Consider the following 26,117-nt stretch of genomic DNA (forward strand, 5'->3'; position numbering starts at 1 on the left):
TCTGGTGGGGTCCGGCACGGAGTCCGGGACTTGAGCAATCCTCACCTTACGATGGAAGAGCACTGCACGACAATGGGGGCGACCGAGTCGTGCACCCCCACAACGGGGGACGTGCCATCCCCGGGAAGCGTCGGAGTCGTGACGACGCTGAGCGCGGTCGAGGTCTGCTGCTTGTTCAGGAACTGCACCGCGACGGTCTTCGACTGCCCCGGCGCCAGCTCCACCGTGAAGAGGCTGACCGGACGCGCCTGATCGACGCCGGCGACGGTGGGGTAGTCCCCGCCGTCCTCGCTCTGCGTCGCAGCGAGAAGACCACCGGTCGGGCCGTACACCGCGACGCGGGTTCGGATGGAGCCGGGAGGCACGCCGTAGGTCCCGCCGCCGGTCACATAGCGCGGCAGCGACGTGGCAGCATCCGCCGGGGCGTGATTCGTCAGGGTCACCCGCACCACGCTCGACGGCAGGCCGTCGGCCCGGCACACGGCGGACCCGGCGGCGACGGAGGTGCTGAGGTAGTAGTCCATCTTGGCGCCGGTGGCGTCGTCGAAGTAGACGCCGATGCCGGCGGTCGAGAGGTCCGAGGCGGGAAGGGCTCCGGCGATGGTCGTGGTTCCGAGGATCTTCTGTTCGGAGTCGTGGGCGCTCCAGATGAGGACGCGGTGCGACGCGCCCGAAGCGGCGAGCGCGCTCACGAGCTTCCGTGCGTCGACCTGGCCGGACGACAGCCGATCGAACACCGCACTGGCCGCCGAGGCGAAGAAGGCGTCCTGCTGCGCGGGATCGGAGAACCGCTGGTAGACGTCGCTCAGCAGCAGTTTCACCACGTTGGAGGACGTCAACCGGTCGGCACTGGAGAGGGTGATCGGGCCTGTCGAGGTCAGGAGTGCGCTGAGCACGACAGGGTCCACGGCGATGACCCCGTCGATCGTGCCTCCGTAGGTGGTGGTCCACATCCGGGCGGCCGTCGCGGCGGCGAGAGGGAAGTGCGGGGTGAGGTTGGCATCCTGCAGGTATCGCCCGACGAGCGGGCCGTAGAGACCCTCCGTGCTCAATGGCACGTCGGCGACGGAGCTCTGCCAGGGCCCGATCGCCGTGCCGGCCGACTGACGACCGAGCGTGATCGCCCCCTTGTCGGCGTGCAGGAGCGCGACGGCGCCGATGAGGCCACCCGTCGCCCGCAGCTCCGCCGGGTTCTGCGCCGCCAGCAGGTAGTCGCGTGGACCGTCCGCGCCCAGCATCCCCGGCAGCAGGCGGACGGAGTTGTCGAGTGCTTCGATGTCCGGAGCCGCGCGGCCGAGCACGTCCTTCAGCCGGTCGATCCCCGCGGCGACCGGGTTCGCGATCGCGCCGGTGTCGATGCCGGCCACGCTCGCGCGGGCGGCGGTGAAGGCGGTCCGCGCGCGAGCCACCGCCGGCTGCGCTGCGATGATCGGGGCGAGATCCATGCGACCGTTCGCGATGGCCATGGAGCGGAGGCCGACCGCGGCGCTGACAGTGACGAGGGGCTGCACCACGCGCGCCGCCACGGTGTCCGACGCAGCGGCCGCGGTCCGCACGGCGGTGAGGTTGGGGCCGAGCCACGGCACGGCCTCGACCGTCAGCCAGACGGGGTCGGAGGTGAGTGCTGCTGCCGTACGGGTGTGGTTCCGCAGGTCGGTCGCCGCCCGGCCCGCGGCGGCGACATCGTCGGAGGCGATCGCGGTCTTGACCCGGGTCGCTGCCGGGATCGCGTCGTTCAGCTCCCGCTGGGCGAGGAGGCCGCGGAACCCGATCCAGACGGCCGTGAAGAGGAGGAGGACTGCGACGCCGAGGAGCACTCCCGTGGCTGCGGGATGGCGCAGTCGCCGGCGACGCACCGAGGGCGATGGGGACCCCTCAGACACTCCGGAGGGCGCCGCGGCGGGCCCCGGTAACACGCTCGGCACGTTGAGACCTGTCGCCATGCAACAAATCTAACAAATCCTCACTTTTTTGGCTCCCCCCAAAATCGGGCGAGTCGGCCGGTCTCAGCGCCCCAGACCGCGGTAGGTCCATCCCGCTGCACGCCAGCTCGCCGGGTCGAGGGCGTTCCGGCCGTCGATGACCGTGCGGTGCGCCACCAGCTCGCCGACAACCGCCGGGTCGAGCTCCGTGAACTCGGGCCACTCGGTGATCAGCAGGATGACGTCCGCCTCCCGGACCGCCTCCTCCGCGGTCGCCGCAAAACTCAGTCCCGGCGCCCGGCGGCGGGCGTTCTCGAGCGCTTCCGGGTCCGTCGCCGTGACGATCGCTCCGGCCTCCGCGAGCCGCATGGCGATCTCGAGCGCCGGCGAGTCCCGGATGTCGTCCGAGTGCGGCTTGAACGCCAGACCGAGGACGCCCACCCGCACGCCGGCGAGACCGCCCGCCTCCTCGCGGACCAGCTCGACCACCCGGGTGCGCCGCCGCAGGTTGATCTTGTCCACCTCGTCCAGGAACTGCACGGCCTCCCCGCGCCCCAGCTCACGTGCGCGAGCGCTGAAGGCACGGATGTCCTTCGGCAGACAGCCGCCGCCGAAACCGACGCCGGCGTTGAGGAAACGGCGGCCGATGCGCGCGTCGTGACCGATGGCATCCGCCAGTTTCGTCACGTCCGCGCCGGTCGCCTCCGCGATCTCCGCCATGGCGTTGATGAACGAGATCTTCGTCGCCAGGAACGCGTTCGCCGACACCTTGACCAACTCGGCCGTCGCATAGTCCGTGACGATGACGGGCGTTCCCGCGGCCACGGCGGACGCGTACACCTCGTCGAGCAGGCGCGCGGCCCGCTCCCCCGCCTCACCGTCGGGCACTCCGTAGACCAGGCGGTCGGGGCTGACGGTGTCCTTCACCGCGAATCCCTCGCGCAGGAACTCCGGGTTCCAGGCCAGGGTCGCGTCCGGCTGCTTCCCGGCGATCAGCTCCGCGAGGCGAGCGGCCGTGCCGACGGGGACGGTGCTCTTGCCGACGATGAGGTCACCGGGCTTCACGTGATCCAGGAGGGAGGCGAACGCCGCATCCACGAACCGCATGTCGGCCGCATCCCCATCGGCGATCTGCGGCGTTCCGACGGCGACGAAGTGCACGTCCGCGTCCTCTGCCGCAGCCAGGTCGGTCGTGAACCGGAGCCGGCCGGTCGCTGCGGCCGACTGCAGCACCTCCGGAAGTCCGGGCTCGAAGAACGGCGCCCGGCCGGCTGCGAGGGAGGCGATCTTCGCCTCGTCGACGTCGATGCCGACGACGTCGTGCCCGAGGTGCGCCATCGATGCGGCATGGACGGCACCGAGATAGCCGCAGCCGATCACGGAGATTCTCATGGGTGTCCCCTTCGTTCGGGTGGGGTTGCCGTCGGGCGGAGCGAGTTCCGCGCCGTGGGGCGTCAGGTGAAGTCGGGGTCCGGCTCGTCGACGTACGCGGGGGCCGCATCCACGGGCCAGTGCCTGCGTCCGTTGTTCAGCACGCCCCGGCTCTCGTCGAGGTAGCAGTTACCGCAGAGGGATTCGTAGGACACGGAGGCGCCGTCGATGGCGACCTGGTCGCCGTCGAAGACGAAGACGCCGTCGATCTTGCGCGCGTTGAAGATCGCCTTGCGACCGCAGCGGCAGATCGTCTTCAGCTCCTCGATGCTGTGCGCGACCTCCAGGAGCCGGCGACTGCCGGGGAACGCGACCGTCTGGAAGTCGGTTCGAATGCCGTAGGCGAGCACCGGGACGTTGTCGAGCAGCGCGATCCGGAGGAGGTCGTCGACCTGCGCCTCGGTGAGGAACTGGGCCTCGTCCACGAGCAGAGCGCTGATGTCCGTGTCGAAGCGCTTGATGGTGCGCTCGCGGTGCCGCTGGAACGCGCCGTACGCATCCGTCTCGGGCGTGATCAAGAAGTCCACCGCCCGGGTCACTCCCAGCCGGGAGAGGACGCCGAGGTCGCCCTTCGTGTCGATCGACGGCTTGGTGAGCAGGACGCGGTGCCCGCGTTCCTCGTAGTTGTACGCGGCCTGAAGCATGGCCGTGCTCTTGCCGCTGTTCATCGCGCCGTAGCGGAAATACAGTTTTGCCACGCCCCGATCCTATTCGGGCCCGGCTGTGAGACGGCGAGGACGACGGCGACGGCGCGTCAGGTGAGGTAGCCGTCCTCTGCGGCCCTGCGGATGAGGTCGGCCCGGGAGCTGGTCGGACGGCCCGCCTTTCCGTACTTCTCGCGGACGCGGCGCAGGTAGGTCTTCGCGGTCTCGTACTGGACGTTCATCGCCTGTGCGACCTCCGAGGTGGTGCGTCCGTCGGCGTAGAGCACGAGCGCCTGTCGCTCGCCGTCGCTGAGGCGCGGCCGCGCGGACTCGGGGATGAGCGGCTTCGGACGCCATGCCTGCTGCGTGGGCGCCGTGCGCTCGGGTCCGCGGCCCGACGCTGCGAGGGCAGCGGTCAGCAGCTCGGTCATCGGCTGCGACTTCGTGACGTACGCGACGGCGCCGGCGGCGAGCGCCGCATCCCGGTCCTCTGGCGTGTCGACGGCACTCAGGACGACGACCTTGGCCCCTGCCGCCCGGCAGGTGCGAACGCGCGCGCCGATCGAGACCGATTCCTTCAGCTGGAGGTCCATGATGACGAGGTCGGTGGGGAACGCCTCGCTGTGGACGAGCTCCAGCCAGCTGCTGGCGCGGACCACGAGGTCGAACTGGGGCGCGTTCTTCTCGATCCAGGAGGCGAGGCTGTCCAGGAGGATCTCGTGGTCGTCGAGAATCGCCAAGCGGATCGGAGGCTCGCCGTCGCGGCCAGCGGCCGGCGGGGTGGTCGCCGCCGGATCGTACGGAGGCGTTCGGGTCATCGTCTCCCCCTTTCGGGAACCGGGAAGCCGGCTTCGGGATAGGCGAACCGGACGGTCAGCTCGCTGCTCCGGAAGCGCATCGTCGCGCGCATGGCGACCGAGTTGAGGCAGCTGACGAACGGCAGCAGCGCGCGTCGCAGTTCCGAGCGGGGCTCCTCCACGTGCGCCCGCAGCAGGAAGACGGGCCGCTCGGGCTCGCTCGCCGAGATGCGTACCGTCGAGGGGTCGAGGCCGGGACGCGCGGCGAGAGTGGCGACGAGCGCCCCCACGATCGCGCGCTGGTCCGCCGTCAGCACGCGCTCCAGCCGGTCGGGGTCATCGACGCGGGAGGAATCGGCTTGAGCTGCGGAGGTGGCGGGGGCTGCGGCGGCGGCGGGGGCCGCGGCTGCGGCGGGTTCAGAAGCTTCACCGGCCGCGAGCCTCGGTGCCAGAGCGAGCTGCACGGTGTCCTCGAGCCAGGTCCGTCGGACTGCTCGCACCGACATCGCGCGCAGATCCTCGGCGATCGCCCGTGCGCGCTCGCTGTCGCCGTGCGTGACAGCTCCGCGGCGCAGGAGGGCAGCGAGGAACGGGACGGCCTCCGCATCCAGAGCGGTCATCTGGTCCTGCACGATCATCCGCTCCGCCGCCTGGCGCAGCTCGCCCTCCAGCCGGGTCTGGCCCTCGCGGGCGACCTCCCGCCAGCGCAGTGTCTCGCCGGTGAGCGTCCAGGCGTACCCGGCGCCGCCGGCAGCGAGCGCGAGGATCGGCGTCGCCGACACGGTCGCGTACACGAGCGGCACATTGGCGATCACGAGCGAACTCTGGGCCGCGGCGACGCCGCCTATCACGAGAGCCGAGACGATGGCACTGGCGGCCACCTCGCCGACCGGCCGGTACAGCGGCATCCAGACGAGGAGGAGCGCGACGGCGATCTGGCCCCAGTCGTCCTGGAGGAGCTCGTTGCGTCCCCAGACCGACGAACTGAACAGGCACGCGGCCACCACGGTGACGCCGATCACCGAGAAATGCGACCACCGTCCGAACGGCGCCAGGCCGGGGTGCGAACGGATGGAGGCGACGACCACGGCGATCAGCAGCACTCCGATCGCGATCACGGCGAGCGAGACGTCGCGCAGCTGGCCCGCGTGCAGGACCGTCGAATACACGGCGTAGGCGACGGCCACCCCGCCGAGCAGAGGGACCAGCAGCCAGGCCGACTGGGCCCCGATCGGGTCGAGCCGCTGCGGCGTGCGCTCCAGGGCAACGGAGCGTGCGCCGACGATGGTGCGAGCATTCAGACCGCTCATGCGGCGCCCTTGGTGACCGCTGCCCCGGGAGCGACGGGGATCGTCATGATGACCGTCGTGCCGATGTCCGCACTGGAGTAGATGTCGACCGAGCCGCCGACCCGCGCGATGCGATCCTGGACGGACTGCCGGAGGCCCAGCCGGTCGGCGGCGGGTGCGGAAGCGGGGAACCCGCTGCCTCCGTCGACGACCATGACCGAGACGGATCCGCCGCCCGCCGACAGTGCGACTTCGGCACTCGCGCTTCCGGAGTGCCGGAGGACGTTGACCAGGCACTGCCGTACGGCGAGGCCGAGCGCGCGGCGCGCATCCTCCCCCAGCCGGGCATACGAGGTGCGATCGCCCGAGATATCGATGGCGAGCCCCTCGTCGCGCGCCGCCTCGATGGCGTGGTGCAGCTCGCTGTCGTACCAGGGATCGGCCGGTGCGGGGCGCTCGGACGGGCTTCCGGCAGCACCGGGAGGGCCGCTCGGGAGTCCGGGGAGCGTGCGGAGGTCGGCTTCGATCCGCCGGGCGAGACGGTCGTCGAGGGGGCCCGGCCGGGATCCCGCGAGTGCCAGGAGCTCGCTGAGTACGGTGTCGTGCAGGTCGGCAGCCGATGCCGCCGCCCGTTCCCGGCGGAGGTCGACGAGTCGCGCGTCCCGCACCGCCCGGTGGAGCGCCGTCTGCGCTCGGGACCGGGTCCCGCGCGTGAGTCCGTCGTACGCGAGGACTCCGACGAGCAGGAGGTAGGCGCCGAGGGAGACGGCGTCGGGAACGTACGCCCGCGAGGCGGTGGCGGCGCCCAGGATGACGGCGGTCTCCGCCAGGGCGAACCCCAGGCTCGCCCACAGGATGCCGGCCGGGGCTCCCGTACCGGTCCCGCCCACCAACGTCATCGCGATGACCGGCAGGGCGATCACGAAGAGGTTCGTGTCGCGGTACGACGGCGTGCCGAGGAAGAGCGCCACGACGTAGAAGTAGGTGCACGCGGTTCCCACCAGGAGGTACGCGATCGTGAGCGCCACCGTACGGCCCCGGGAGAGTGCGAGCAGGACGACGACCATCGGGATGAGGACGAGCAGCGTCACCCACGACGCCATGGTGCCGTGCATCAGACTCGCGCTTCCGACGTTGACGACGGCCGCGGCGAGGCAGACGAGGCCCGCCCACCGGGCGGCTGCGGCGAGGGCGCGGGAGTTCGCGGGTCGCGCCAGGTGGCTGGGCAGACCGAGCGACACGTCGCCGTCCCTTCTGGACGCGAGCACACCTCGGTCCTTTCGGGATTATGGCATTCCGGACCGCTGGTGTGTACCCCGGGCGCCGTGTACCCCGCGGCGCCGCGTACCCCGCGGCGCCGTGTACCCCGCGACGGCGTGCACCCCGCAGCGCCGTGCCCCCGCGGTGCGATGCACCCGCAGCGCCGTGCACCCCGCGACGGCGTGCACCCCGCGACGCCGTGCACCCCGCAGCGCCGTGCACCCGCGGTGCGATGCACCCGCAACGCCGTGCACCCCGCGGCGCGACAGCCCCATTCCTAGAAGAGCGTCGGCTGCACCCCCAGTCCCGTGAGCGACGCACTCACGACGGAAGCCGCATCGGGCGCCGCCGCCGGCCCGCCCGTCCGCATCACAGCCCCTTTGGGCCGGCGCTCGCCCTCGCCGTCCCGCAGCATTCCGAGCGCCGTCGACCGCACGCCGCCCGTCGCCGGGTCTTCCCTCCCCCGCTCGAGCCCGTGTGCGCGGATGAGCGGCTTGATCCGGGCCGCCAGCCACGTGCGGTACTCCTGCGGCGCGTACGTCCCACGGCCGTACAGCTGTCGATACTGCGGCAGCAGCTCGGGATGCTCGCGCCCGAGCCAGAGGTAGAACCACTCCTTCACGCCGGGCTTCAGATGCAGGGCCGAGTACAGCACGGACGTCGCCCCCGCCTCGTGCGCCTGCCGCAACGCCTCGTCGAGGTGGGCTTTCGTGTCGGTGAGGTACGGAATGATCGGCATCAGGAACACCCCGCAGTCGAGCCCGTGCTCCCGCACCGCCGTCACGGCGGCGAGACGCGCTTTCGTGGACGGCGTACCGGGCTCCACGGACTGCTGCAGCTCGTCGTCGTAGACCGCGATCGACATCGCCAGGTCGACCGGGACCCGCTTGTTCGCCTCCGCCAGCCGATCCAGATCACGTCGGAGCAGCGACCCTTTGGTGAGGATGCTGAACGGCGTGCCCGACTCCGCCAGCGCATCGATGATTCCGGGCATCAGCGCGTACCGCCCCTCTGCCCGCTGATAGGGATCGGTGTTCGTGCCGAGCGCCACCGGATGATGACCCCAGCTCGGCTTCGTCAGCTCTTTGCGCAGCACCTCGGCCACGTTCACCTTCACGATGATCTCGTTGTCGAAGTCTTTGCCCGAGTCGAGGTCGAGGTAGGTGTGCGTGGGACGTGCGAAGCAGTACACGCAGGCGTGCGAGCATCCACGGTACGGGTTGATCGTCCACCCGAACGGCATCGGCCCTCCCCCGCCCGGGATCTTGTTGAGCGCCGACTTCGCCAGCACCTCGTGGAACGTGATGCCGGCGAAGTCGGGCGTGCGCACCGAGCGCACGAGATTGTTCAGGCGGGCCAGCCCGGGCAGGGCCGACGGCTCGTCTGCCGACAGTTCCTGACCGCTCCACCTCATGCTTCTATTCGAACATACGTTCGAAGGTTAAGCAAGGTGCACGGCGTCTCCCGTCCACCCGGATCGCAGCCACCGATCGTGACTGGCCACGACGACCGCGCCCGGATACGCGCCCAGCGCCTCCTCCAACTCCGTCGCCAGCGCGAGGGAGAGGTGGTTCGTCGGCTCGTCGAGGAGGAAGAGATGCGGAGGCCGCGCCACGATGAGCGCCAACGCCAGCCGCCTCTGCTGCCCGACCGAGAGCGAGCCGACCGGGCGATCCGCATCCCGCGGGGCGATCAGGCCGAGCGAGGTCAGCGGAACGGCCTCGGCCCGCCGCTCCCCCACCGTCGCCTCGTAGATCCGGCGCGGGCTGGAGGTCGGGTCGGCGAACCGCACATCCTGTTCCAGGAGTGCCACCCGGAGGCCGCGGCGGCGCTGCACGGCGCCCGACTCCGGCTCGAGGCGGCCCGCGAGGACCGACAGCAGGGTCGACTTCCCGGCGCCGTTCGCCCCGGTGACGAGGATGCGCGCGCCCGGGGGAACCGAGAGCTCGGCCAGGTCGAGACGACCCGGGATGCGGACGCCTCGAATCAGGACCAGCACCCCGGAACCGTCGCCGAGCGTCTGGAACCCGGACGGAATGCCCGGGAAGCTGAGCGGCGCCGGCGGCTTGCGCACCTGGCCGTCGCGCAACTCATCGAGCCGCCCCTCCGCGTTCCGGATGCGTCGACTGATCTGGCGATCGAGCGCATTTCCCTTCACGGACTTGACGAACTTGTCGTTGTCCCGGACCTTCCCCGACCAGGCGATCGAGCGAGCGGTCACATCCACCGCGTGTTTCAGCTCCTTCAACTCGCGCTGCTCGTCGGCGAACTGCTTCTCCCAGCGGGCCCGCTCGGCCGACTTCTCGGCGAGGTAGGCGCTGTAACCGCCTCCGAAGACCGTCGTCCCGGACCGCGACGGATCGAGATCCAGGAGTGCGGTCGCGACGGCGTCGAGGAACGTGCGGTCGTGGCTGGCGAACACGACGGGACCCCGCCACTCCCGCAGCTGCCGCTCGAGGAAGGCCGCGGCCTCGTCGTCCAGGTGGTTGGTCGGCTCGTCGAGGAGGAGCGCGTCCGGTCGCCCGAGCAGCAGCGCAGCCAGCGCGAACAGGCTGCGCTGCCCGCCGGAGACCTCGCTCAGCCGCCGGGCCAGCGGGATGTCGCCGACGCCGAGCCCGTTCAGCAGCTCGTCGCGGCGCGCATCCACACTCCACAGCTCGGCGCGTTCGGCCGCCTCGAGGGCAGCTTCATAGCGAGCAGCGGCATCGACCTCGCCGTGGGCGAGAGCGGTGGAGGCCAGCTCGAGCTCGCGCTCGATCGCACGGACCTCGGACAAGCCGCTCTCAAGGAGTGCGCCGACGGTCTCGCCCGGCTCGAAACGCACCTCCTGCCAGAGGAAACCGGTGCGCGCCGGGCGCGTGAAGACTCCGGCATCCGGGGTCTCGGCGCCGGACAGCACACGCAGCAGCGTCGACTTGCCCGCTCCGTTCTCGCCGATCAGGCCGAGCCGGGCGCCGGGCGCGACGGTGAGCGAGACATCGGTCAGCACGCGACGCTCGCCGTAACTGACGGAGACGCCGTCGGCGCGTACGGGTGTGAGGGCGATGGTATGCATGGGAACCGTCCTTCCGGGCGCTCCACAGGGAGCGGGTTCCCGCCGGGCGATCTCCGTCGTGAGCGGCGCCGGAGCGCCCAGGTGCCTGACCAGGCAGCGCAGCGACCGAAGGGTCCTCACTCACATCGACGGCGCCTCAGGCGCGGGATGTCAGGAGGTTCTCACTTCATAGCGCTGACGACCATAACAGGTCAGGCGCGCGTGTGTCCAGCACCTCGCGGGCGGCGGACCTGCTCCGGGCCGCCGCCGGGCGGGGGCACGACATTCGTCACGAATGTCGCCCTGCGCCGGGTAAAACCGCACATTCGTCACGAATGTCGCCCTCCGCCGGGTAAAACCGCACATTCGTCACGAATGTCGCCCTCCGCCCCCGCGAGCACGACATTCGTCACGAATGTCGCCCTGCGCAGCGGCGAGCACGACATTCGTCACGAATGTCGCCTTGCGCAGCGGCGAGCACGACATTCGTCACGAATCTCGCCCCGCGCCCCCGGGAGCACGACATTCGTCACGAATGTCGGTGGGGGGCGGGGCCGCGGCGGCGGTGAGGTCTAGGCCTGCAGCTGCAGCGTCTCGGCCGTGGAGGCGAGCACCCGGTGCGCCTCGTCCGGCTTGTCGTTCAGCGTCGTGCCCACGGTCGGAATGAGTTCCTTCAGCGTAGGCAGCCACGCGCCGAAACGATCGGGGAAGCAGCGCTTCAGAAGGTCCACCATGATCGGGACGGCCGTGGATGCGCCCGGCGAGGCGCCGAGCAGGCCCGCGATGGTTCCGTCCTCCGCCGCGACCACCTCGGTGCCGAACTGCAGCACTCCGCCCTTCTTCGCATCCTTCTTCATCACCTGGACGCGCTGGCCCGCAGTGATGAGCTCCCAGTCCTCCGGCCGCGCCGTCGGCATGAACTCCTTCAGCGCCTGGAACTTCTTGTCCCGGCTGGCCAGCAACTCGCCGATGAGGTACTTCATGAGGTCGAAGTTGTCGCGCGCCACGGCGAGCATCGGGCCGAGGTTGCCGGCCCGGATGGAGCCGGGCAGGTCGAACCACGATCCTGTCTTCAGGAACTTCGGGCTGAATCCCGCATACGGTCCGAACAGCAGCGAGGCCTCGCCATCCACCACGCGGGTGTCGAGGTGCGGCACCGACATGGGCGGCGCGCCGACGGCGGCCTTGCCGTAGACCTTCGCCTGATGCTGCGCGACGAGCTTCGGGTCGCTGGTGCGCAGGAACTGCCCGGAGATCGGGAAGCCGCCGAAGCCCGCGATCTCGGGGATGCCGGCCTTCTGCAGGAGGTGCAGGGCGCCGCCGCCCGCGCCCACGAACACGAATCGGGCGGTCACCGCGTGCGAGGTGTGACCGACGTCGTGACGCACGCGGAGGCGCCAGAGTCCGTCCTTCGTGCGCGAGATGTCACGGACGCTGTGGTTGAGGGCGAGCTCGGCGCCGTTCTCGACCAGATTGTCCATGAGCGCCCGGGTCAGTGCGCCGAAGTCGACGTCGGTGCCCGAGGTCGTGCGCGTCGCCGCGATGCGCTGCTTGGGGTTGCGCTTCTTGGTGAGCAGCGGGGTCCACTCGCCGATGACGGCCGGGTCCTCCGAGTACTCCATGCCGGAGAAAAGGGGCTGGTCTTTGAGCGCCTCGAACCGCTTGCGGAGGTAGCGGACATTGTCCCGCCCGCGGACGAATGTCATGTGCGGGGTCGAGTTGATGAAGGTGCGCGGCTCGGGCAGGTCGCCGGCGGCCACGAGGCTCGCCCAGAACTGCCGGCTCAGCTGGAACTGCTCGTTGATGCTGATCGCCTTGGCGGGATCGACGCTGCCGTCCGGTGCCTCGGGCATGTAGTTGAGCTCGCACAGCGCGGCGTGACCGGTGCCGGCGTTGTTCCACGGATTCGACGACTCCTGGGCCACCTCGCCCAGACGCTCGTAGATGCGGATGCTCCAGTCGGGCTGCACGCGCTGGATCATGGCCCCCAGCGTGGCACTCATGATGCCGCCGCCGATCAGGACGACGTCGATGGGAGAATTGCTCACCCGCCAATCCTATGATGCGGGCGCGTCACGACCGCCGCGCGAGCACCACGATCTCTCGATGTCGAGAGATCGGGTGTTCGCGCGGCGGATGCGTCGACGCCGACAGGAGCGATCGGGCTACGCGGTGACGGGGTTCGCCAAGCGCTCGGCGACCAGCTCGGCGATCTGGACGGCGTTGAGCGCGGCACCCTTGCGCAGGTTGTCATTGCTGACGAACAGTGCGATGCCCCGGCCCGCGGGAGCGCCTTCGTCGGCACGGATGCGGCCCACGAAACTCGGGTCGCTGCCTGCCGCCTGCAGCGGCGTGGGGACGTCGGTGACCTGGACGCCCGGCGCCTCCGCCAGAAGCTCGGCGACCCGCTCCGGACTGATCGGCCGGGCGAACTCGGCGTTGATCGACAGCGAGTGACCGGTGAACACGGGGACGCGGACGCACGTTCCGCTGACCAGCAGCTCCGGCAGACCCAGGATCTTGCGCGACTCGTTGCGCAGCTTCTTCTCCTCGTCGGTCTCGTTCAGCCCGTCGTCGACGATCGAGCCGGCGAGCGGGATGACGTCGAACGCGATCGGGCGGACGTATTTGACCGGTGCAGGCAGCGCAACGGCCGAGCCGTCGTGCACCAGATCGAGCAGATGCTCGTCGGCGACGGCCGCACGGGCCTGCTCGGCCAGCTCCTCGGCGCCGGCGAGGCCGGATCCGGAGACGGCCTGGTAGGTGCTGACCACGAGACGGGTGAGGCCGGCCTCGTCGTGCAGGGGCTTGAGGACCGGCATGGCCGCCATGGTCGTGCAGTTCGGGTTGGCGATGATGCCCTTGCGCGCCTCGGCGATGGCATCGGGGTTCACCTCGGAGACCACGAGCGGGACCTCGGGGTCCATGCGCCAGCCGCTCGAGTTGTCGATGACGATGGCGCCCGCCTCGGCGAACCGCGGCGCGTGCGCCTTCGATCCGGTGGCTCCCGCGGAGAACAGGGCGATGTCGATCCCGGAGATATCGGCGGTCGCGACATCCTCCACGGTGATCTGCCGGCCTTTGAACGGCAGGGTCGTCCCGGCCGAGCGGGAGGAGGCGAAGTAGCGGATGCTCTTCACCGGGAAGTCTCGCTCCTCCAGGAGACGGCGCATGACGCCGCCCACCTGGCCGGTGGCGCCGACGACCGCGATGTCGAAGCCGTTGCTGTCGAAATCGGTGGGCTCGCTCATGTCAGTCCTTCGGATCGTTTGTGAGGTCAACGGCCGTGTCGGGGCCGGCATTCCCTGAGGTTCTGGATGGTTCTAGCGGCCGGTCCCGGCGTAGACGATCGCCTTCTCGTCGCCGTCCAGCCCGAAGGCCGTGTGGACGACGCGGGCCGCCTCGGCGACCGTGTCCGCCCGGGTGACGACCGAGATGCGGATCTCACTCGTCGAGATCATCTCGATGTTGATGCCGGCATCGTAGAGGGCCTCGAAGAGCTTGGCGGAGACACCGGAGTTCGTGCGCATCCCGGCTCCGACCAGGGCCAGCTTGCCGATCTGGTCGTCATACTGCAGCGACTGGTAGCCGACCTCGTCGCGCTCCGCGGTCAGCGCGGTCAGCACGCGCTGTCCCTCGGACTTCGGCAGTGTGAAGGAGATGTCGGTGAGGCTCGTCGCGGCGGCCGACACGTTCTGGACGATCATGTCGACGTTGGCGTTGGCCTTCGCCACGATCTTGAAGATCTGCGCTGCCTTGCCCGGCACGTCGGGTACGCCGACGACGGTGATCTTGGCCTCGGTGAGATCGGTGGCCACGCCGGAGATGATGGGCTCTTCCACGGTTCCATCCTTCTTGGCCGCCTGCGCGGCCGCAGCTTCGTTGAGGACGTAGGTGCCCTCTTTGTTCGAGAACGAGGACCGCACGTGCAGGGTCACGTTGTGGCGTCGGGCGTATTCCACCGCACGGATGTGCAGCACCTTCGCACCCGCGGCCGCCAGCTCGAGCATCTCCTCGCTGGTGATGCGGTCGATCTTGCGGGCGAGGGGCACAACGCGCGGATCGGACGTGAAGACGCCGTCGACGTCGGTGTAGATCTCGCACACCTCGGCGCTCAAAGCGGCCGCCAAAGCGACGGCGGTCGTGTCCGAGCCGCCGCGGCCGAGGGTGGTGATGTCGCGGGACTCGCGGCTGAAGCCCTGGAAGCCGGCGACGATGGCGATGGCACCCTCGTCCAGCGCATCCTGGATGCGGCCGGGCGTGACATCCACGATGCGGGCCGCGCCGTGCTGCGCGTCGGTGATCATGCCCGCCTGGCTTCCGGTGAACGAGCGCGCGTCGTAGCCCATGCTCTTGATGGCCATCGCGAGGAGCGCCATCGAGATGCGCTCCCCGGCGGTCAGCAGCATGTCGAGCTCGCGGGGGGCCGGGATCGGGGTGACCTCGTGAGCCAGGTCGAGGAGCTCGTCGGTGGTGTCGCCCATGGCGGAGACGGCGACGACGACCTCGTTGCCGGCCTTGCGCGTCTCGACGATGCGCTTCGCGACGCGCTTGATGCTCTCAGCTGTCGCGACGGACGAACCGCCGAACTTCTGGACGATGAGGGCCACGAACACTCCTGAACTCACGGGCTTCCCATCTTACCGGCCGCCCTATGGCCCCTTCTTCATGTGACGAAACGGTGCGCGGGTTGGATGTCCGCATCCCGTTCTCCTGCGGGGGGCCGTCGGAAACGGAGGTGTCCACGGTGAGTGAGGGGCCGTTTTCGCGGGAAGCGGAGGGGATTTCGAGGTCGGCTGGGCGAGTTCGCCTCCGTTTGCGCCGATGGGAGGTGAGGGAGGGTGGTTGGGAGGTTGGGAGGTTGGGAGGTTGGGGTGGGTCAGGAGACCTGGCGGCGGCCCTCGAAGGCTCGGCCGAGGGTGACCTCGTCGGCGTACTCGAGGTCGCCGCCGACGGGCAGTCCGGAGGCGAGCCGGGTGACACGGAGGTCGAGCGCGACGAGCAGCCGGCTCAGATAGGTGGCGGTCGCCTCGCCCTCCAGGTTCGGATCGGTCGCGATGATGACCTCCTGGACGGTGCCGTCCGCGAGCCGCTGCATCAGCTGGCGGATGCGCAGGTCGTCGGGGCCGACGCCGTCGATCGGGCTGATCGCACCGCCGAGGACGTGGTACAGACCGCGGAACTCGCGCGTGCGCTCGATCGCGACGACGTCCTTCGCCTCCTCGACCACGCAGATGAGAGCGGGGTTCCGGCGCGGATCCCGGCAGATGGAGCACGTGGCCTGCTCCGAGACGTTGCCGCAGATCTCGCAGAAGCGCACCTTGTCGCGCACTTCGAGCAGCACCTCGGCGAGGCGGGTGACGTCGAACGTCTCGGTCTGCAGGATGTGGAACGCGATGCGCTGGGCGGACTTCGGGCCGATGCCCGGCAGCCGCCCGAGCTCGTCGATCAGCTCCTGGACGATGCCTTCATACACGGCCTACCTCATCCCGGGATTGGGAGGCGCGGGCTGCTCCTCGATGAAGGTGGCGCCCAGGATCTCGCGCACCACGGCCTCGCCGTAGCGCTGAGGCTGCTGGAACGTGGGCGTACGGGACCCGGCCGCGGCCGGGGCCGACGCCGAGCGCGCTGGGACGCCGGGTGCCGCGGTGGAGGGCGCGGGCGCGGAGGCTCCGGAAGCGGAGGCCCCGGAAGCGGAAGCGGAGGGCGCGGAGGCTCCGGAAGCGGAGGGCACGGAGGCTCCGGAAGCGGAAGCGGAGGGCACGGAGGCGGCGCGCGCGGAGGTAGCGGCCCCCGGGGTCGCGGGCGCGGAAGGCGTCGAGGCGACGGGTGCAGCAGCGGGGGGCGCCGAGGCCGCCAGCGCGGAAGCGGGTCGCGCCGGGCGGGCGGCGGCGGTCGGGGCCGCTGCCCAGTCCCCGGCCGGCTCCTCGGGGACCGGAGGCTCGAACGGCGGCTCGATCTCGGGCGGCGGGACGTCGTCGTAGGGCGGCTCGTCCGGAGCGGCCTCTCCGCGTGAAGCCGGAGTCCGGTCCGAGGCCGCTGGAGCGGATGCAGTCGCGGTCTCGGCGGGCCGCTCCATCGTCGCCACGGAAGCGGTCGCGTTCACAGGCATCGATGAGCCCGCATCCTGCGCAGACGCGGACGGAATGGTCACGGTCGCCCACTCGGTGACGATCGCAGCGGAATCGGGAGCCGCCGAGGCAGGCCCGGCCGGCCCAACGGAGGACGACCCCGCCGAGGCAGGCCCTGCCTGCCCCAGAGACGAGGATGCCGCTGAGGCAGCGGGCGCCCCACCGGTGTGCGCCGGGTCCGCGCCGGATGCGGTGCTGGCCGGCACGGCCGACCCGGCAGTAGCGGAGGCCTCGGCCGTTGCACGCAGGCCGGAGGAGTCCGCTCCCGGCCAGGTCTCGGCCACGGGCACGGTCGGCGCTCCCGCCGAGGGGCGGGGCGCTGCGCCCGGTCCGGGCGTCGAGTCGGCCCGGGCGATGAACTTCACCCGGATGCCGAGCACGTCGACGATTCCCTGGCGGAGGTACTCGCTGACGCCCGGTGCGCCGCCGGCTTCGGGCTGACGGAAGCTCTGCACGTCGTTCTCGCTCGGGAAGGAGAGCGTCAGCACGTCCCCGTTCAGCGAGCGGACCTGAGCGGTGAAGACGACCATCCAGGCGCTGCGCTTGGCGCGCTGCACCGCATCGAGGATCTGCGGCCAGGCGTCCTTCACCTGCTGCGTCGTCACCGCTCCGACGACCGCGGCCGTCGGTGCGGCCGCACTCGGCCCGGCGGCAGGCGCGGGCGATTCCGGGGACTGGGAAGACCGGCCCGTCTGGGAGGCCGGCGCCTCGGCGGTCCGCCCTTCAGCGGTCTGCCCCTCCAAGGTCTGCCCCTCGGAGGTCGGCCCCCCGGTGGTCCGCCCCTCAGTGGTCCGCCCCTCAGTGGTCCGCCCCTCAGTGGTCCGCCCCTCAGTGGTCCGCCCCTCAGTGGCCCGCCCCTCAGTGGCCCGCCCCTCCGGGCTCCGCAGCTCGCCGGCCCGCACCTCGCCGGCCCGCGCCCCGGCAGCGCTCTGCGACGAAACAGCGGACCCCGCGGCCGGCGACTCCGCCACGGCAGCTACGGCAGCCGCAGCAGGCGCGCGTTCCGGCTGCGCCGCCCGCCCCGGGCCGACCGCGTCGCTGACGCCGACGCGGCGCTCCAGCCGCTCGACGCGCGCGAGCGCGCCCCGCTCGCTCTCGTCGCTCGAGGGCACCAGGACGCGCGCGATCATCAGTTCCAGGTGGAGTCGCGGCGAGGTGGCGCCGGTCATCTCGGTGAGCGCGGCGTTGACGATGTCGGCCGCGCGGCTGAGTTCGGCCGCGCCGAACTTCATGGCCTGCACGCCCATCCGGTCGAGCTCGTCCTGGGGCACTCCCCGCAGGACCGCGGCTGCACCCTCGACGCTCGTCGCGGCGACGACGATGAGGTCGCGCAGCCGCTCCAGCAGGTCTTCGACGAAGCGCCGCGGATCCTGCCCGGTCTGGATGACGCGGTCGACCGCCGCGAAGGCGCCCGCCGCATCCCGGGCCGCGATCGTGTCGATCACGTCGTCGAGCAGCGCCGCGTGCGTGTACCCGAGGAGGGCGACCGCCCGCTCGTACTCGATCGCACTGCCCTCGGAGCCGGCCATCAGCTGGTCGAGCAGCGAGAGCGTGTCGCGCGGCGAACCGCCGCCGGCGCGGACGACGAGGGGCAGGACGCCTGGAGCGACGGTCATCCCCTCGCTGTCGCACAGGCTCTGCACGTACTCCAGCATCTGGGCCGGAGGAACGAGCCGGAACGGGTAGTGGTGCGTGCGGGAGCGGATGGTGCCGATGACCTTCTCGGGCTCCGTCGTCGCGAAGATGAACTTCACGTGCTCCGGCGGCTCCTCCACGATCTTGAGCAGAGCGTTGAAGCCCTGCGGGGTGACCATGTGCGCCTCGTCGAGGATGAAGATCTTGTAGCGGTCGCGGGCCGGCGCGAAGATGGCGCGTTCGCGGATGTCGCGGGCGTCATCCACACCGTTGTGGCTCGCGGCGTCGATCTCGACCACGTCGAGCGAACCGCTGCCGTCGCGGCTCAGCTCGATGCAGCTCGCGCACTTCCCGCAGGGGGTGTCGGTGGGGCCCTCCGCGCAGTTGAGGCAGCGGGCCAGGATGCGCGCGGAGGTGGTCTTGCCGCAGCCGCGCGGACCCGAGAAGAGATAGGCGTGATTGACGCGGTTGGTGCGCAGCGCCGTCATCAGCGGCTCCGTCACCTGGGACTGGCCGATCATCTCGGCGAAGGTGTCGGGCCGATAGCGGCGATACAGGGCGGTTACCACTCACACATGGTACTCACCGCCGCCGACATTCGGGTGGGCCCGGGCCGTTCAGGGGCCGCGGACGTTCAGCGCCCGGGCGATGGCCGACCACAGCGTCACGCGGGCGTCCTCCGTCGCCTGCGCCTGGGGTGCCGGAGGCAGGTACAGCGGCGTGTACGGCGGCGTGTAGAAGACGTGTCCCGACTGCGGCGCCCGGACATACGCGTCGCCCCCGTGCGCCGGCCGGAGGGCCGCAGCGGCGTCGAGCCACTGGCAGCCGTTGTCGAGCTGCTCGTCGCGGCCGGCGCATCCCAGGATGACGGGTCCCGGGATGCGCCGGAGGTCGAGCACGGACGCCGGCGACACCTCCCGGGTACCGCTGACGCACGGGACCCACGCCCCGCCCACCGTCACGGCCGGGACCGGAACCGGCGACGGGCAGACCAGGCCCGTGGTGCCGGCGGGCGCGATGGCGCCGTACACCAGCTCGGGATGCGCGGCGGCGGTCCACAACGCCAGCTGCGCTCCCCGGGAGGCGCCGAAGACGAACACGCGCCGCGGGTCGACCCCCGGCTGCGCGCGCAGCCAGCCGAGCGCGGCGACGACCCGCTCGGCCGGGAGCGTGCGGACCGGTTCCAGCTGCCCGGCCGATCCATAGGTCGACAGGGCGAGGGCCGGATACCCCATCGCCGAGAGCGTCGCAGCGGCCAGGATGCCGGTCTGCACGTCCGGCTCGGTCCCGTCGAAGACCAGGACGGCCGGACCGGGGGCGCGGACCCCGCGGGCCGGCGCGAAGTAGTCCCCGGTGATGCCGTCGTCGAAGACGGCGCGCGAGGGCGCCACCGACGACAGCCCCACGCGATGCAGCCGCCGCACAGCGATCCGCCGTCCGTCGACGAGGGCGTCGAGCTCGACGGTCAGCGTCGACCCGGCCCACTGCTCCTGCGACGTCGCCGGATCCCCGTTGTCGCTGCGCAGCGACCAGAACAGGCCCATCCCGTCCGCTCCCGTGAACGGCGCCTCCAGGGGGACATCGTGATCGAGGTCCACGACGCCGGACGAAGGGATGGCGTACACCGCCTCCGAGCTCCACGACGGCCCGCCCAGCACCACGGAGGCGACGTGCGCCTGCACGGTCACCCGTTCGCCGGGCGGGAGCGCGACCAGGCGGAGGTGCACCGGCTGCCACACTTCGCTCGGTTCGTCGCTCGCCTCGATGCGCGGCCCGCCCGCCGCGGAGCCCGAGCATCCCGTCACGGCGGCCAGCGCGGCGAGTACCAGCACGACCGCCGCCGCCACCCGTCTCACGGGCGCATCGCCCCGTTGAGCTTGTCGATGACGACAGTCCAGAACTGGGCGCGCGCCGCTTCGGTCGCCTGGGCGGTGAGCGGCGGCAGGTCGCTGAGACCGATCGGCAGCAGCGGAGGCGTCGTGATGTCGTGGCCCGCTCCCTGCGCATAGAGGAAGGTGTCGCCTTCCTGGTTCCCGCGCGCCAGCTGTCCCGCCCGCGTCCAGGCGCACGCCGTGGGTAGCAGCCGGTCGCCGGTGCCGCAGGCGAGCACGAGCGGACCGGGGATGCGCACCAGCGGCAGGATGTCCGTCCCGGCGATCGTGCGGTCCGGATTGGCGCAGGGCAGCGGGAGCCCGTGCTGGATGAGCAACGGGCTCCCCGAGGCAGACGTGCACTGCAGCGCGGTGGCGCCGTCGGCGGCGATGGCGCCGTGGATGCGGGACGGCTCGTTCGCCGCGAACCACAGGGCGAGGGCGGAGGCCGCACCGGTCCCGTAGACGAAGATGCGGTCCTCGTCCACGATCGCCAGGGAGGAGAACCACGCGAGCGCCGCATCGAACGTCTCGACGGAGAGCGCGGCCGAGCCCGGGATCTGTCCCGCCGGAACGAAGGCGGGCAGCACGAACACGGGGAAACCGGCCGACGCGATCATGTGTGCGGCGAATGCTCCGGAGGCTCCGCCCTCGTCGCCGTCGATCAGGATGACGCCCGGCCGCAGGTCGACCGGCGTCGGCAGCGCGGACACCAGCGCCCCGACCCGGGCGGTCGGCGCGAAGCCGGACGCGTCCGGGTCGCCCGTCGCTGCCAGATCGCTCCCGAGCACATCGCGGTCGCGCGTCCCGGTCGCCAGCGGCGGACGGTGAAGCACGGTGGAGGCGACCAGCCTCCCGCCCTGCTCCGCAGTGAATCCGACGTCGAGACTTCCGAAGGCCCACTCCGCCTCCAGCTGCTGCTGGCTGAGCGGCGGACCGGTCATGCTCCAGAGCAGGCCCGCCGGGTCGGGACGGGGGTACGGCGCCGCCACAGGCTCCTGCGTCGACAGCTGGATACGGCCGTCCGGCGGCACCATGTACACGGCTCGGGAGGACCACGATCCCGACCCGATGTGCGCCTGCGCCCTGAGGACGACCGGTTCGTCCGGTTCGAGCCCCGTGACCTGGATGCTGACGGGCTGAGCGATCCCGTCTCCTGACCGGCCGAAGAGGAAACGCGCGCTCCCCCCGAAGTCCGACGTGCAGGCCGAGGCGAGGAGTGCCACCGCGATCGCCGTGACCGCCATGCGAGCGCACCGCGCGCGTAAGGTCCGCGGCATCCCCTGCCGCCCGCCCTCGCCGCGCCTTCGCCGCATGGCCTGTGCTCCCGTCAGCCTCCGGTGGTCCCACGCACAGCCTGCACCGACTGCCGGGCGATCTCCAGTTCCTCGTTCGTCGGCACCACCAGGACGGTGACGGGCGAGTCGTCCGTGGAGATGACCCGCGCCTCCCGCGACGCGCTCCCGTTCCGCTCGGGATCGAGCCGGATGCCGAGCACCTCCAGCCCGGAGAGCACGTCGGCGCGCAAGGCGGTGTCGTTCTCGCCGATCCCGGCGGTGAAGGTCAGCACATCGAGGCCGCCGAGCAGGGCGACGTACGCCCCGAGGTAGTGCTTGAGCCGATGGATGGTGACCTCCAGCGCCAACCGCGCGGACTCGTCTCCTGCGTTTGCGGCCTCGCGCACATCCCTCATGTCGCTGCGCCCGGAGAGGCCGAGGAGCCCGCTGCGCCGGTTGAGCAGCTCGTCCAGGTCGTCGGTCGAGAGCTGCGCGCGCCGGGCGAGGTGGATGAGCACTGCCGGATCGAGGTCGCCGGAGCGCGTGCCCATCACGAGCCCCTCGAGCGGTGTCATCCCCATCGAGGTCTCGACCGAGCGGCCGCCGTCGACGGCGCAGGCGGAGGCGCCGTTCCCGAGATGCAGCACGATCTGCCGCAGCTCGCCGAGCGGCCGGCCGAGGAACGCGGCCGCCGCTTCGGAGACGAACTTGTGCGAGGTGCCGTGGAAGCCGTACCGCCGGACGCGGTGACGCTCGGCCACCTCCGCGTCGATCGCGTACGTGTACGCAGGCGGCGGCATGGTCTGGTGAAAGGCCGTGTCGAAGATCGCGACGTGCGGGACATCCGGGAAGGCCTTCTTCGCGGCCCGGATGCCCTCCAGATTCGCCGGATTGTGCAGCGGAGCCAGCTCGGAGAGGTCCTCGATGTTGATCTCGACGAGCGGAGTGACGATGGTCGGCTCGAAGAAGCGCTTGCCGCCGTGCACCACCCGGTGCCCGACCGCCTCCAGCGGGTTCTGCTCCAGGCTCGGCCCCTCTGCGGCGAAGGCGTCGAGCATGACGCCGAAGCCGGCCGTATGGTCGGGGATCTCGAGCGAGCGCTCCGAGGTGCCGCGCGGTCCCCGATGCGTCGCGCTGCCCATCCCCTCTCCGATGCGCTCCACCAGCCCCGATGCGAGCGACTCCTCGGACTCGCTGTCGATGAGCTGGTACTTGAATGAGGACGAGCCGCTGTTCACGACGAGGACCGCGCTCACGAGAGTGCCGCCTGGATGGCCGTGATGGCGACCGTGTTGACGATGTCGTCCACAGTGGCCCCGCGGGAGAGGTCGTTGATCGGCTTGCGCAGCCCCTGGAGGACCGGTCCGATCGCGACGGCGCCCGCGCTCCGCTGCACCGCCTTGTAGGTGTTGTTGCCGGTGTTCAGGTCCGGGAAGATGAACACGGTCGCGCGCCCCGCGACCTCGGAGCCGGGCATCTTGGCGGCCCCGACCGCCGCATCCGCTGCCGCGTCGTACTGGATGGGCCCGGCCACCGCGAGCTGCGGCGCCCGCTGCCGGACGAGCTCCGTCGCGACGCGCACCTTGTCGACGTCGACGCCGGCGCCCGAGTCCCCGGTGGAGTAGGACAGCATCGCGACGCGCGGCTCGATCCCGAACTGCTCGGCGGTCCTGGCCGACGAGACGGCGATGTCCGCCAGCTGCTCGGAGGTGGGGTCCGGGATGACCGCGCAGTCCCCGTAGACCAGCACCCGGTCGGCCAGGGCCATGAGGAAGACGCTGGAGACCACCGAGACCCCCGGCGTCGTCTTGATGATCTCGAACGCGGGCCGGATGGTGTGCGCCGTCGTATGGGCGGCGCCGGACACCATCCCGTCGGCGAGCCCCAGGTGCACCATCATGGTGCCGAAGTACGAGGGGTCGGTGACCGTGTCGGCCGCCTGGTCCACGGTGATCCCCTTGTGGGTGCGGAGCCGGGCGTACTCGTTCGCGAAACGGAGCCGCAGTACGTCGTCGAACGGGCTGAGCACGTCCGCCTCCGCCAGGTCGAGGCCGAGCTCGATCGCCCGCGAGCGCACCTCGAACGGCTCCCCGAGGATGGTGAGCCGGGCGACCCCGCGGCTCAGCAGCGTGTGGGCGGCGCGCAGGATGCGGTCGTCCTCGCCCTCGGGCAGCACGATGTGCTTCTTCACCTCGCGCGCGCGCTCGATCAGGTCGTACTCGAACATCAGCGGCGTGACGACCTCGTGCCGCGAGACGTTGAGACGCGCGAGCAGCGCATCCGCATCCACGTGCCGCTCGAACAGGGCGAGCGCGGTGTCGTACTTGCGCTGCGAGTCGGCGGCCAGCCGGCCCCGCGCGTGCGTGATCCGTACGACCGTGTCGTAGGTGTCGAGGCTGGTGCGCACGATCGGCAGGGGCGAACGGAGGCCCCCGAGCAGGCGCTCGATCGGCTCGGGAAGGTCGAATCCCCCGTTGAGGACGATGCCGGCGATGGAGGGGAACGTTCCGGAAGCGTTGGCCATGACCACCGCGAGCAGAACCTCGGTGCGGTCGCCGGGCACGACGACGACCGAGCCCTCCACCAGCCGCGGCAGGACATTGTTCATCGACATGCCGGCGACGACGACCCCGAGGGCCTCGCGCGCCAGCAGCGCCTCCTCGCCGGCGACCAGGCTCCCGCCGGTCTCGTCCATGATCGAGCGGATGCTGGGAGCGACCAGGAACGGGTCCTCGGGGATGGCCCACACCGGAGGACGGTCGTCGCTGCCCGCGACGACGGCCGCAGCACCGACGGCCGCGCCGACCGCCGCCACGATCTCCGGGAGGTGCGCCTCGTCCGAGCGGTTGGCGACGACCGCGAGGAGCCCGGCGTGGGCGGTGCGCAGCTCGGCGATCGCCAGTTCGGCGAGCTGTCGGAGCTCCTCCGGCGTGCGCGGGTCGGCTTGGCCGAGGCGCTCGCCGAAGCCCTGGCCGACCCGGCCGCCGAGGACGAGCAGCACCGGCGCTCCCAGGTTGGCGGCGATCCGGGCGTTGTAGCCCAGCTCGGTGGGACTCCCGACGTCGGTGTAGTCCGAGCCGAGGATGACGACCGTGTCGCACCGCGCCTCCACGGCCCGGAAGCGTCGTACGATCTCGGCGAGCGCGGTATCCGCGTCGGCGTGCACATCGTCGTAGCCGACCCCCAGCGCCTCCTCGTAGGTGATCTCCGCGGTGACCCGCTGAAGGAGCAGCTCGAGCACGTAGTCCCGCTCCGCCGTCGAACGCGCGACCGGGCGGAACACGCCGACCCGGCCGACCGAGTGGCGGAGTGACTCCAGGACCCCGAGCGCGACCGTCGACTTGCCCGTGTGGCCCTCGGCCGACGTGATGTAGATCGAGCGCGCCACGTCAGGCGATCCGCTCGATCGCAGGGACCCGGTAACGCCCGTCGAGCACCTCGTCGCCCGGCACGTAGAGGCGCAGGATCGGGCGGAAGCGTCCAGCGGGCGCCGGCAGCCAGTTGGCGGCGGCCTTCTCGTCGGTCGGTCGGTCGGCGCTCATCGTGATGGTCAGTCCTCCGTCGTCGTCGTACTCGAGCCCATGCGTCCTCTCCCCCACCGAGTACCGCCCGAGCACGTTCGGGACGAGGTGGTGGAGCGGGAGATCGTACATCGTCAGCGACCAGAACGCGCCGACCGGCGGGGTCGGGCGCAGTCGCAGGCGGTAGCTGTGCTCGCCGGTGAGGGGCTCGCCGTCCGCGTCCTCTTCGGTCGTGAACTCGGCCACCTCGTAGGCGTGGTCGCCCCACAGTCCGCCGAGCGCCGCCGTCGCACGGTGCGCGTACCGGGTCCGGGGGTCCGGGACCTTCCACTCCGGTGCGTCGATGGCGCCGACCTCGAAGAAGTCGAGGTTGTAGTCGAACACGTGGAGGTCGACCCGCCAGTGGTCGACGTCCACGCCCACCGGCCGCAGGGCCGACTCGAGCGCCTCCTTGCCGAGCGCGTAGCCGGTCTCGAGGGCGTCGCGCACACTGTCCGGCTGCTCGGTGAGCGGATACGGGCTGAGCAGCCCGAGCGGGGCGTACGAGTCGAGCGCGGGCTGGTCGCGCTCCGCCGGCGGGAACGCCTGCGACCAGGTGCGCAGCTTCTCGAAGAAGTCGAGGGCCTCGCTGGCCTCGGCGGGGACCAGCGGAACGCCCTCCGCAGGCGAAGCGCCGAGCGGTGTCAGGACCAGCGCGTCCTGGCAGGCGTGAACCGCCGGGAGGTCGTCCTCGCCGTCGACAGCCCAGCGCCCCACGATCGTGGCGACGCGGGTGGGGAAGCGGATGGCGCGCGGGCGCGGTGCATCCGCTTCCGTGCCGCCATCCCGCTCCGTAGCGGGCTCCGCTGCAGGCATGTCAGCCTCGGGCGGGAGGAGCAGGAACTCGCCTCCGTGGCCACCGGTCGCGCGCGTCCCGAGGTAGGCGAAGCTGTTGGTCCACGCGTCCACGAACTGGAGCACGTGGTACCGCTCCACCGCTGCGGGCACGGTCAGCCGGATCGGCCCAGCGCCGAGGTCGACCTGCGCGATGGAGAACAGGATGTCGGGGTCGGCCGAGACGGCCGCGTCCTCCGGTCGCGGCAGGCGGCGTTCATGCGCGAAGGAGTTGAAGGGCGCGGGAGGCACGCCATCGATCCCGTGCCCGGTGAACCGGACGACCTGCTCCAGGTCGAGGACCAGCGGGAAGCCGACGACGTAGGCCTCGGTCGCCAGCTCGGTCAACTCCTCAGTCACGTCCGCATCCCGTCCGTCCATCGATCCACTGGAAGACACGATCATTCTACAGCGCGTAGAAGACCCGGCACC

General features: G+C 71.2%; 18 protein-coding genes. All 18 read right to left on the reverse strand.

Features of this window, described 5'->3' with window-relative positions:
• Positions 1-41: 41 nt before the first annotated feature.
• The 18 genes from BM287_RS12020 to BM287_RS12105 all read right to left on the reverse strand — a co-directional run bounded on the left by BM287_RS12020 (position 42) and on the right by BM287_RS12105 (position 26,084).
• A complete protein-coding gene (locus BM287_RS12020) occupies positions 42-1,943 on the reverse strand; it encodes a DUF4012 domain-containing protein (RefSeq protein WP_090039890.1) in 1,902 nt (633 codons plus the stop codon).
• 63 nt (positions 1,944-2,006) lie between these two features.
• Positions 2,007-3,314 carry a UDP-glucose dehydrogenase family protein gene (locus tag BM287_RS12025; protein WP_090039888.1) on the reverse strand — a complete coding sequence of 436 codons (1,308 nt, stop codon included), beginning with the start codon at positions 3,312-3,314 and terminating at the stop codon, positions 2,007-2,009.
• Between the two features lie 62 nt (positions 3,315-3,376).
• A complete protein-coding gene (locus tag BM287_RS12030; RefSeq protein ID WP_090039885.1) occupies positions 3,377-4,051 on the reverse strand; it encodes a thymidine kinase in 675 nt (224 codons plus the stop codon).
• A gap of 56 nt (positions 4,052-4,107) precedes the next feature.
• Positions 4,108-4,815, reverse strand: coding sequence for a response regulator transcription factor (locus BM287_RS12035; protein ID WP_090039883.1), 708 nt, complete (start codon positions 4,813-4,815; stop codon positions 4,108-4,110).
• A complete protein-coding gene (locus tag BM287_RS12040) occupies positions 4,812-6,104 on the reverse strand; it encodes a hypothetical protein (protein ID WP_090039880.1) in 1,293 nt (430 codons plus the stop codon). Before BM287_RS12040 ends, BM287_RS12035 begins: the two co-directional genes overlap by 4 nt.
• Complete coding sequence (locus BM287_RS12045) at positions 6,101-7,351, reverse strand: sensor histidine kinase (protein WP_090039877.1); 1,251 nt, start codon at positions 7,349-7,351, stop codon at positions 6,101-6,103. The genes BM287_RS12040 and BM287_RS12045 overlap by 4 nt, the downstream gene beginning before the upstream one ends.
• Before the next feature lie 269 nt (positions 7,352-7,620).
• The gene (locus tag BM287_RS12050) at positions 7,621-8,757 is read right to left on the reverse strand and encodes an Rv2578c family radical SAM protein (protein WP_090039875.1); all 1,137 of its coding nucleotides are present in this window, start codon (positions 8,755-8,757) and stop codon (positions 7,621-7,623) included.
• A 27-nt stretch (positions 8,758-8,784) separates the two neighbouring features.
• The gene (locus BM287_RS12055) at positions 8,785-10,398 is read right to left on the reverse strand and encodes an ABC-F family ATP-binding cassette domain-containing protein (protein WP_090039873.1); all 1,614 of its coding nucleotides are present in this window, start codon (positions 10,396-10,398) and stop codon (positions 8,785-8,787) included.
• Between the two features lie 551 nt (positions 10,399-10,949).
• Positions 10,950-12,425 (reverse strand): malate:quinone oxidoreductase, encoded by a 1,476-nt coding sequence (locus BM287_RS12060; protein WP_090039870.1) that lies wholly within the window; start codon positions 12,423-12,425, stop codon positions 10,950-10,952.
• A gap of 117 nt (positions 12,426-12,542) precedes the next feature.
• Positions 12,543-13,628 carry an aspartate-semialdehyde dehydrogenase gene (locus BM287_RS12065; RefSeq protein WP_090039868.1) on the reverse strand — a complete coding sequence of 362 codons (1,086 nt, stop codon included), beginning with the start codon at positions 13,626-13,628 and terminating at the stop codon, positions 12,543-12,545.
• A 72-nt stretch (positions 13,629-13,700) separates the two neighbouring features.
• On the reverse strand, positions 13,701-14,987 hold the full coding sequence (locus tag BM287_RS12070; protein ID WP_090040021.1) for an aspartate kinase: 1,287 nt from the start codon (positions 14,985-14,987) through the stop codon (positions 13,701-13,703).
• A 269-nt stretch (positions 14,988-15,256) separates the two neighbouring features.
• Positions 15,257-15,853: a recombination mediator RecR gene (gene recR, locus BM287_RS12075; protein WP_090039865.1), complete on the reverse strand. Its 597-nt coding sequence runs from the start codon at positions 15,851-15,853 to the stop codon at positions 15,257-15,259.
• Positions 15,854-15,856: 3 nt separating this feature from the next.
• Positions 15,857-18,712 carry a DNA polymerase III subunit gamma and tau gene (locus BM287_RS12080; RefSeq protein WP_090039863.1) on the reverse strand — a complete coding sequence of 952 codons (2,856 nt, stop codon included), beginning with the start codon at positions 18,710-18,712 and terminating at the stop codon, positions 15,857-15,859.
• A gap of 48 nt (positions 18,713-18,760) precedes the next feature.
• Positions 18,761-19,999, reverse strand: a complete 1,239-nt coding sequence (locus BM287_RS12085) for an acyl-CoA thioesterase/BAAT N-terminal domain-containing protein (protein WP_244528201.1) — start codon at positions 19,997-19,999, stop codon at positions 18,761-18,763.
• Positions 19,996-21,261: an acyl-CoA thioesterase/BAAT N-terminal domain-containing protein gene (locus BM287_RS12090; protein WP_244528203.1), complete on the reverse strand. Its 1,266-nt coding sequence runs from the start codon at positions 21,259-21,261 to the stop codon at positions 19,996-19,998. Before BM287_RS12090 ends, BM287_RS12085 begins: the two co-directional genes overlap by 4 nt.
• Before the next feature lie 83 nt (positions 21,262-21,344).
• Complete coding sequence (locus BM287_RS12095) at positions 21,345-22,547, reverse strand: acetate/propionate family kinase (RefSeq protein ID WP_090039854.1); 1,203 nt, start codon at positions 22,545-22,547, stop codon at positions 21,345-21,347.
• Positions 22,544-24,679: a phosphate acetyltransferase gene (pta, locus tag BM287_RS12100; protein WP_090039851.1), complete on the reverse strand. Its 2,136-nt coding sequence runs from the start codon at positions 24,677-24,679 to the stop codon at positions 22,544-22,546. Before pta ends, BM287_RS12095 begins: the two co-directional genes overlap by 4 nt.
• Before the next feature lies 1 nt (position 24,680).
• Entirely contained in the window at positions 24,681-26,084 is a 1,404-nt protein-coding gene (locus tag BM287_RS12105) for a DUF1254 domain-containing protein (protein WP_244528204.1), read from the reverse strand.
• Positions 26,085-26,117: the final 33 nt, after the last annotated feature.

The organism is Leifsonia sp. CL147, from assembly GCF_900114565.1.
In the GTDB taxonomy this organism is placed as follows: domain Bacteria; phylum Actinomycetota; class Actinomycetes; order Actinomycetales; family Microbacteriaceae; genus Leifsonia.

What these genes read in the sequence shown, in the direction of transcription:
- BM287_RS12020 (WP_090039890.1), bottom strand. Translation starts at nt 1,943, where the DNA reads ATGGCGACAGGTCTCAACGTGCCGAGCGTGTTACCGGGGCCCGCCGCG.
- BM287_RS12025 (WP_090039888.1), bottom strand. Translation starts at nt 3,314, where the DNA reads ATGAGAATCTCCGTGATCGGCTGCGGCTATCTCGGTGCCGTCCATGCC.
- BM287_RS12035 (WP_090039883.1), bottom strand. Translation starts at nt 4,815, where the DNA reads ATGACCCGAACGCCTCCGTACGATCCGGCGGCGACCACCCCGCCGGCC.
- BM287_RS12040 (WP_090039880.1), bottom strand. Translation starts at nt 6,104, where the DNA reads ATGAGCGGTCTGAATGCTCGCACCATCGTCGGCGCACGCTCCGTTGCC.
- BM287_RS12050 (WP_090039875.1), bottom strand. Translation starts at nt 8,757, where the DNA reads ATGAGGTGGAGCGGTCAGGAACTGTCGGCAGACGAGCCGTCGGCCCTG.
- BM287_RS12055 (WP_090039873.1), bottom strand. Translation starts at nt 10,398, where the DNA reads ATGCATACCATCGCCCTCACACCCGTACGCGCCGACGGCGTCTCCGTC.
- BM287_RS12065 (WP_090039868.1), bottom strand. Translation starts at nt 13,628, where the DNA reads ATGAGCGAGCCCACCGATTTCGACAGCAACGGCTTCGACATCGCGGTC.
- BM287_RS12090 (WP_244528203.1), bottom strand. Translation starts at nt 21,261, where the DNA reads ATGGCGGTCACGGCGATCGCGGTGGCACTCCTCGCCTCGGCCTGCACG.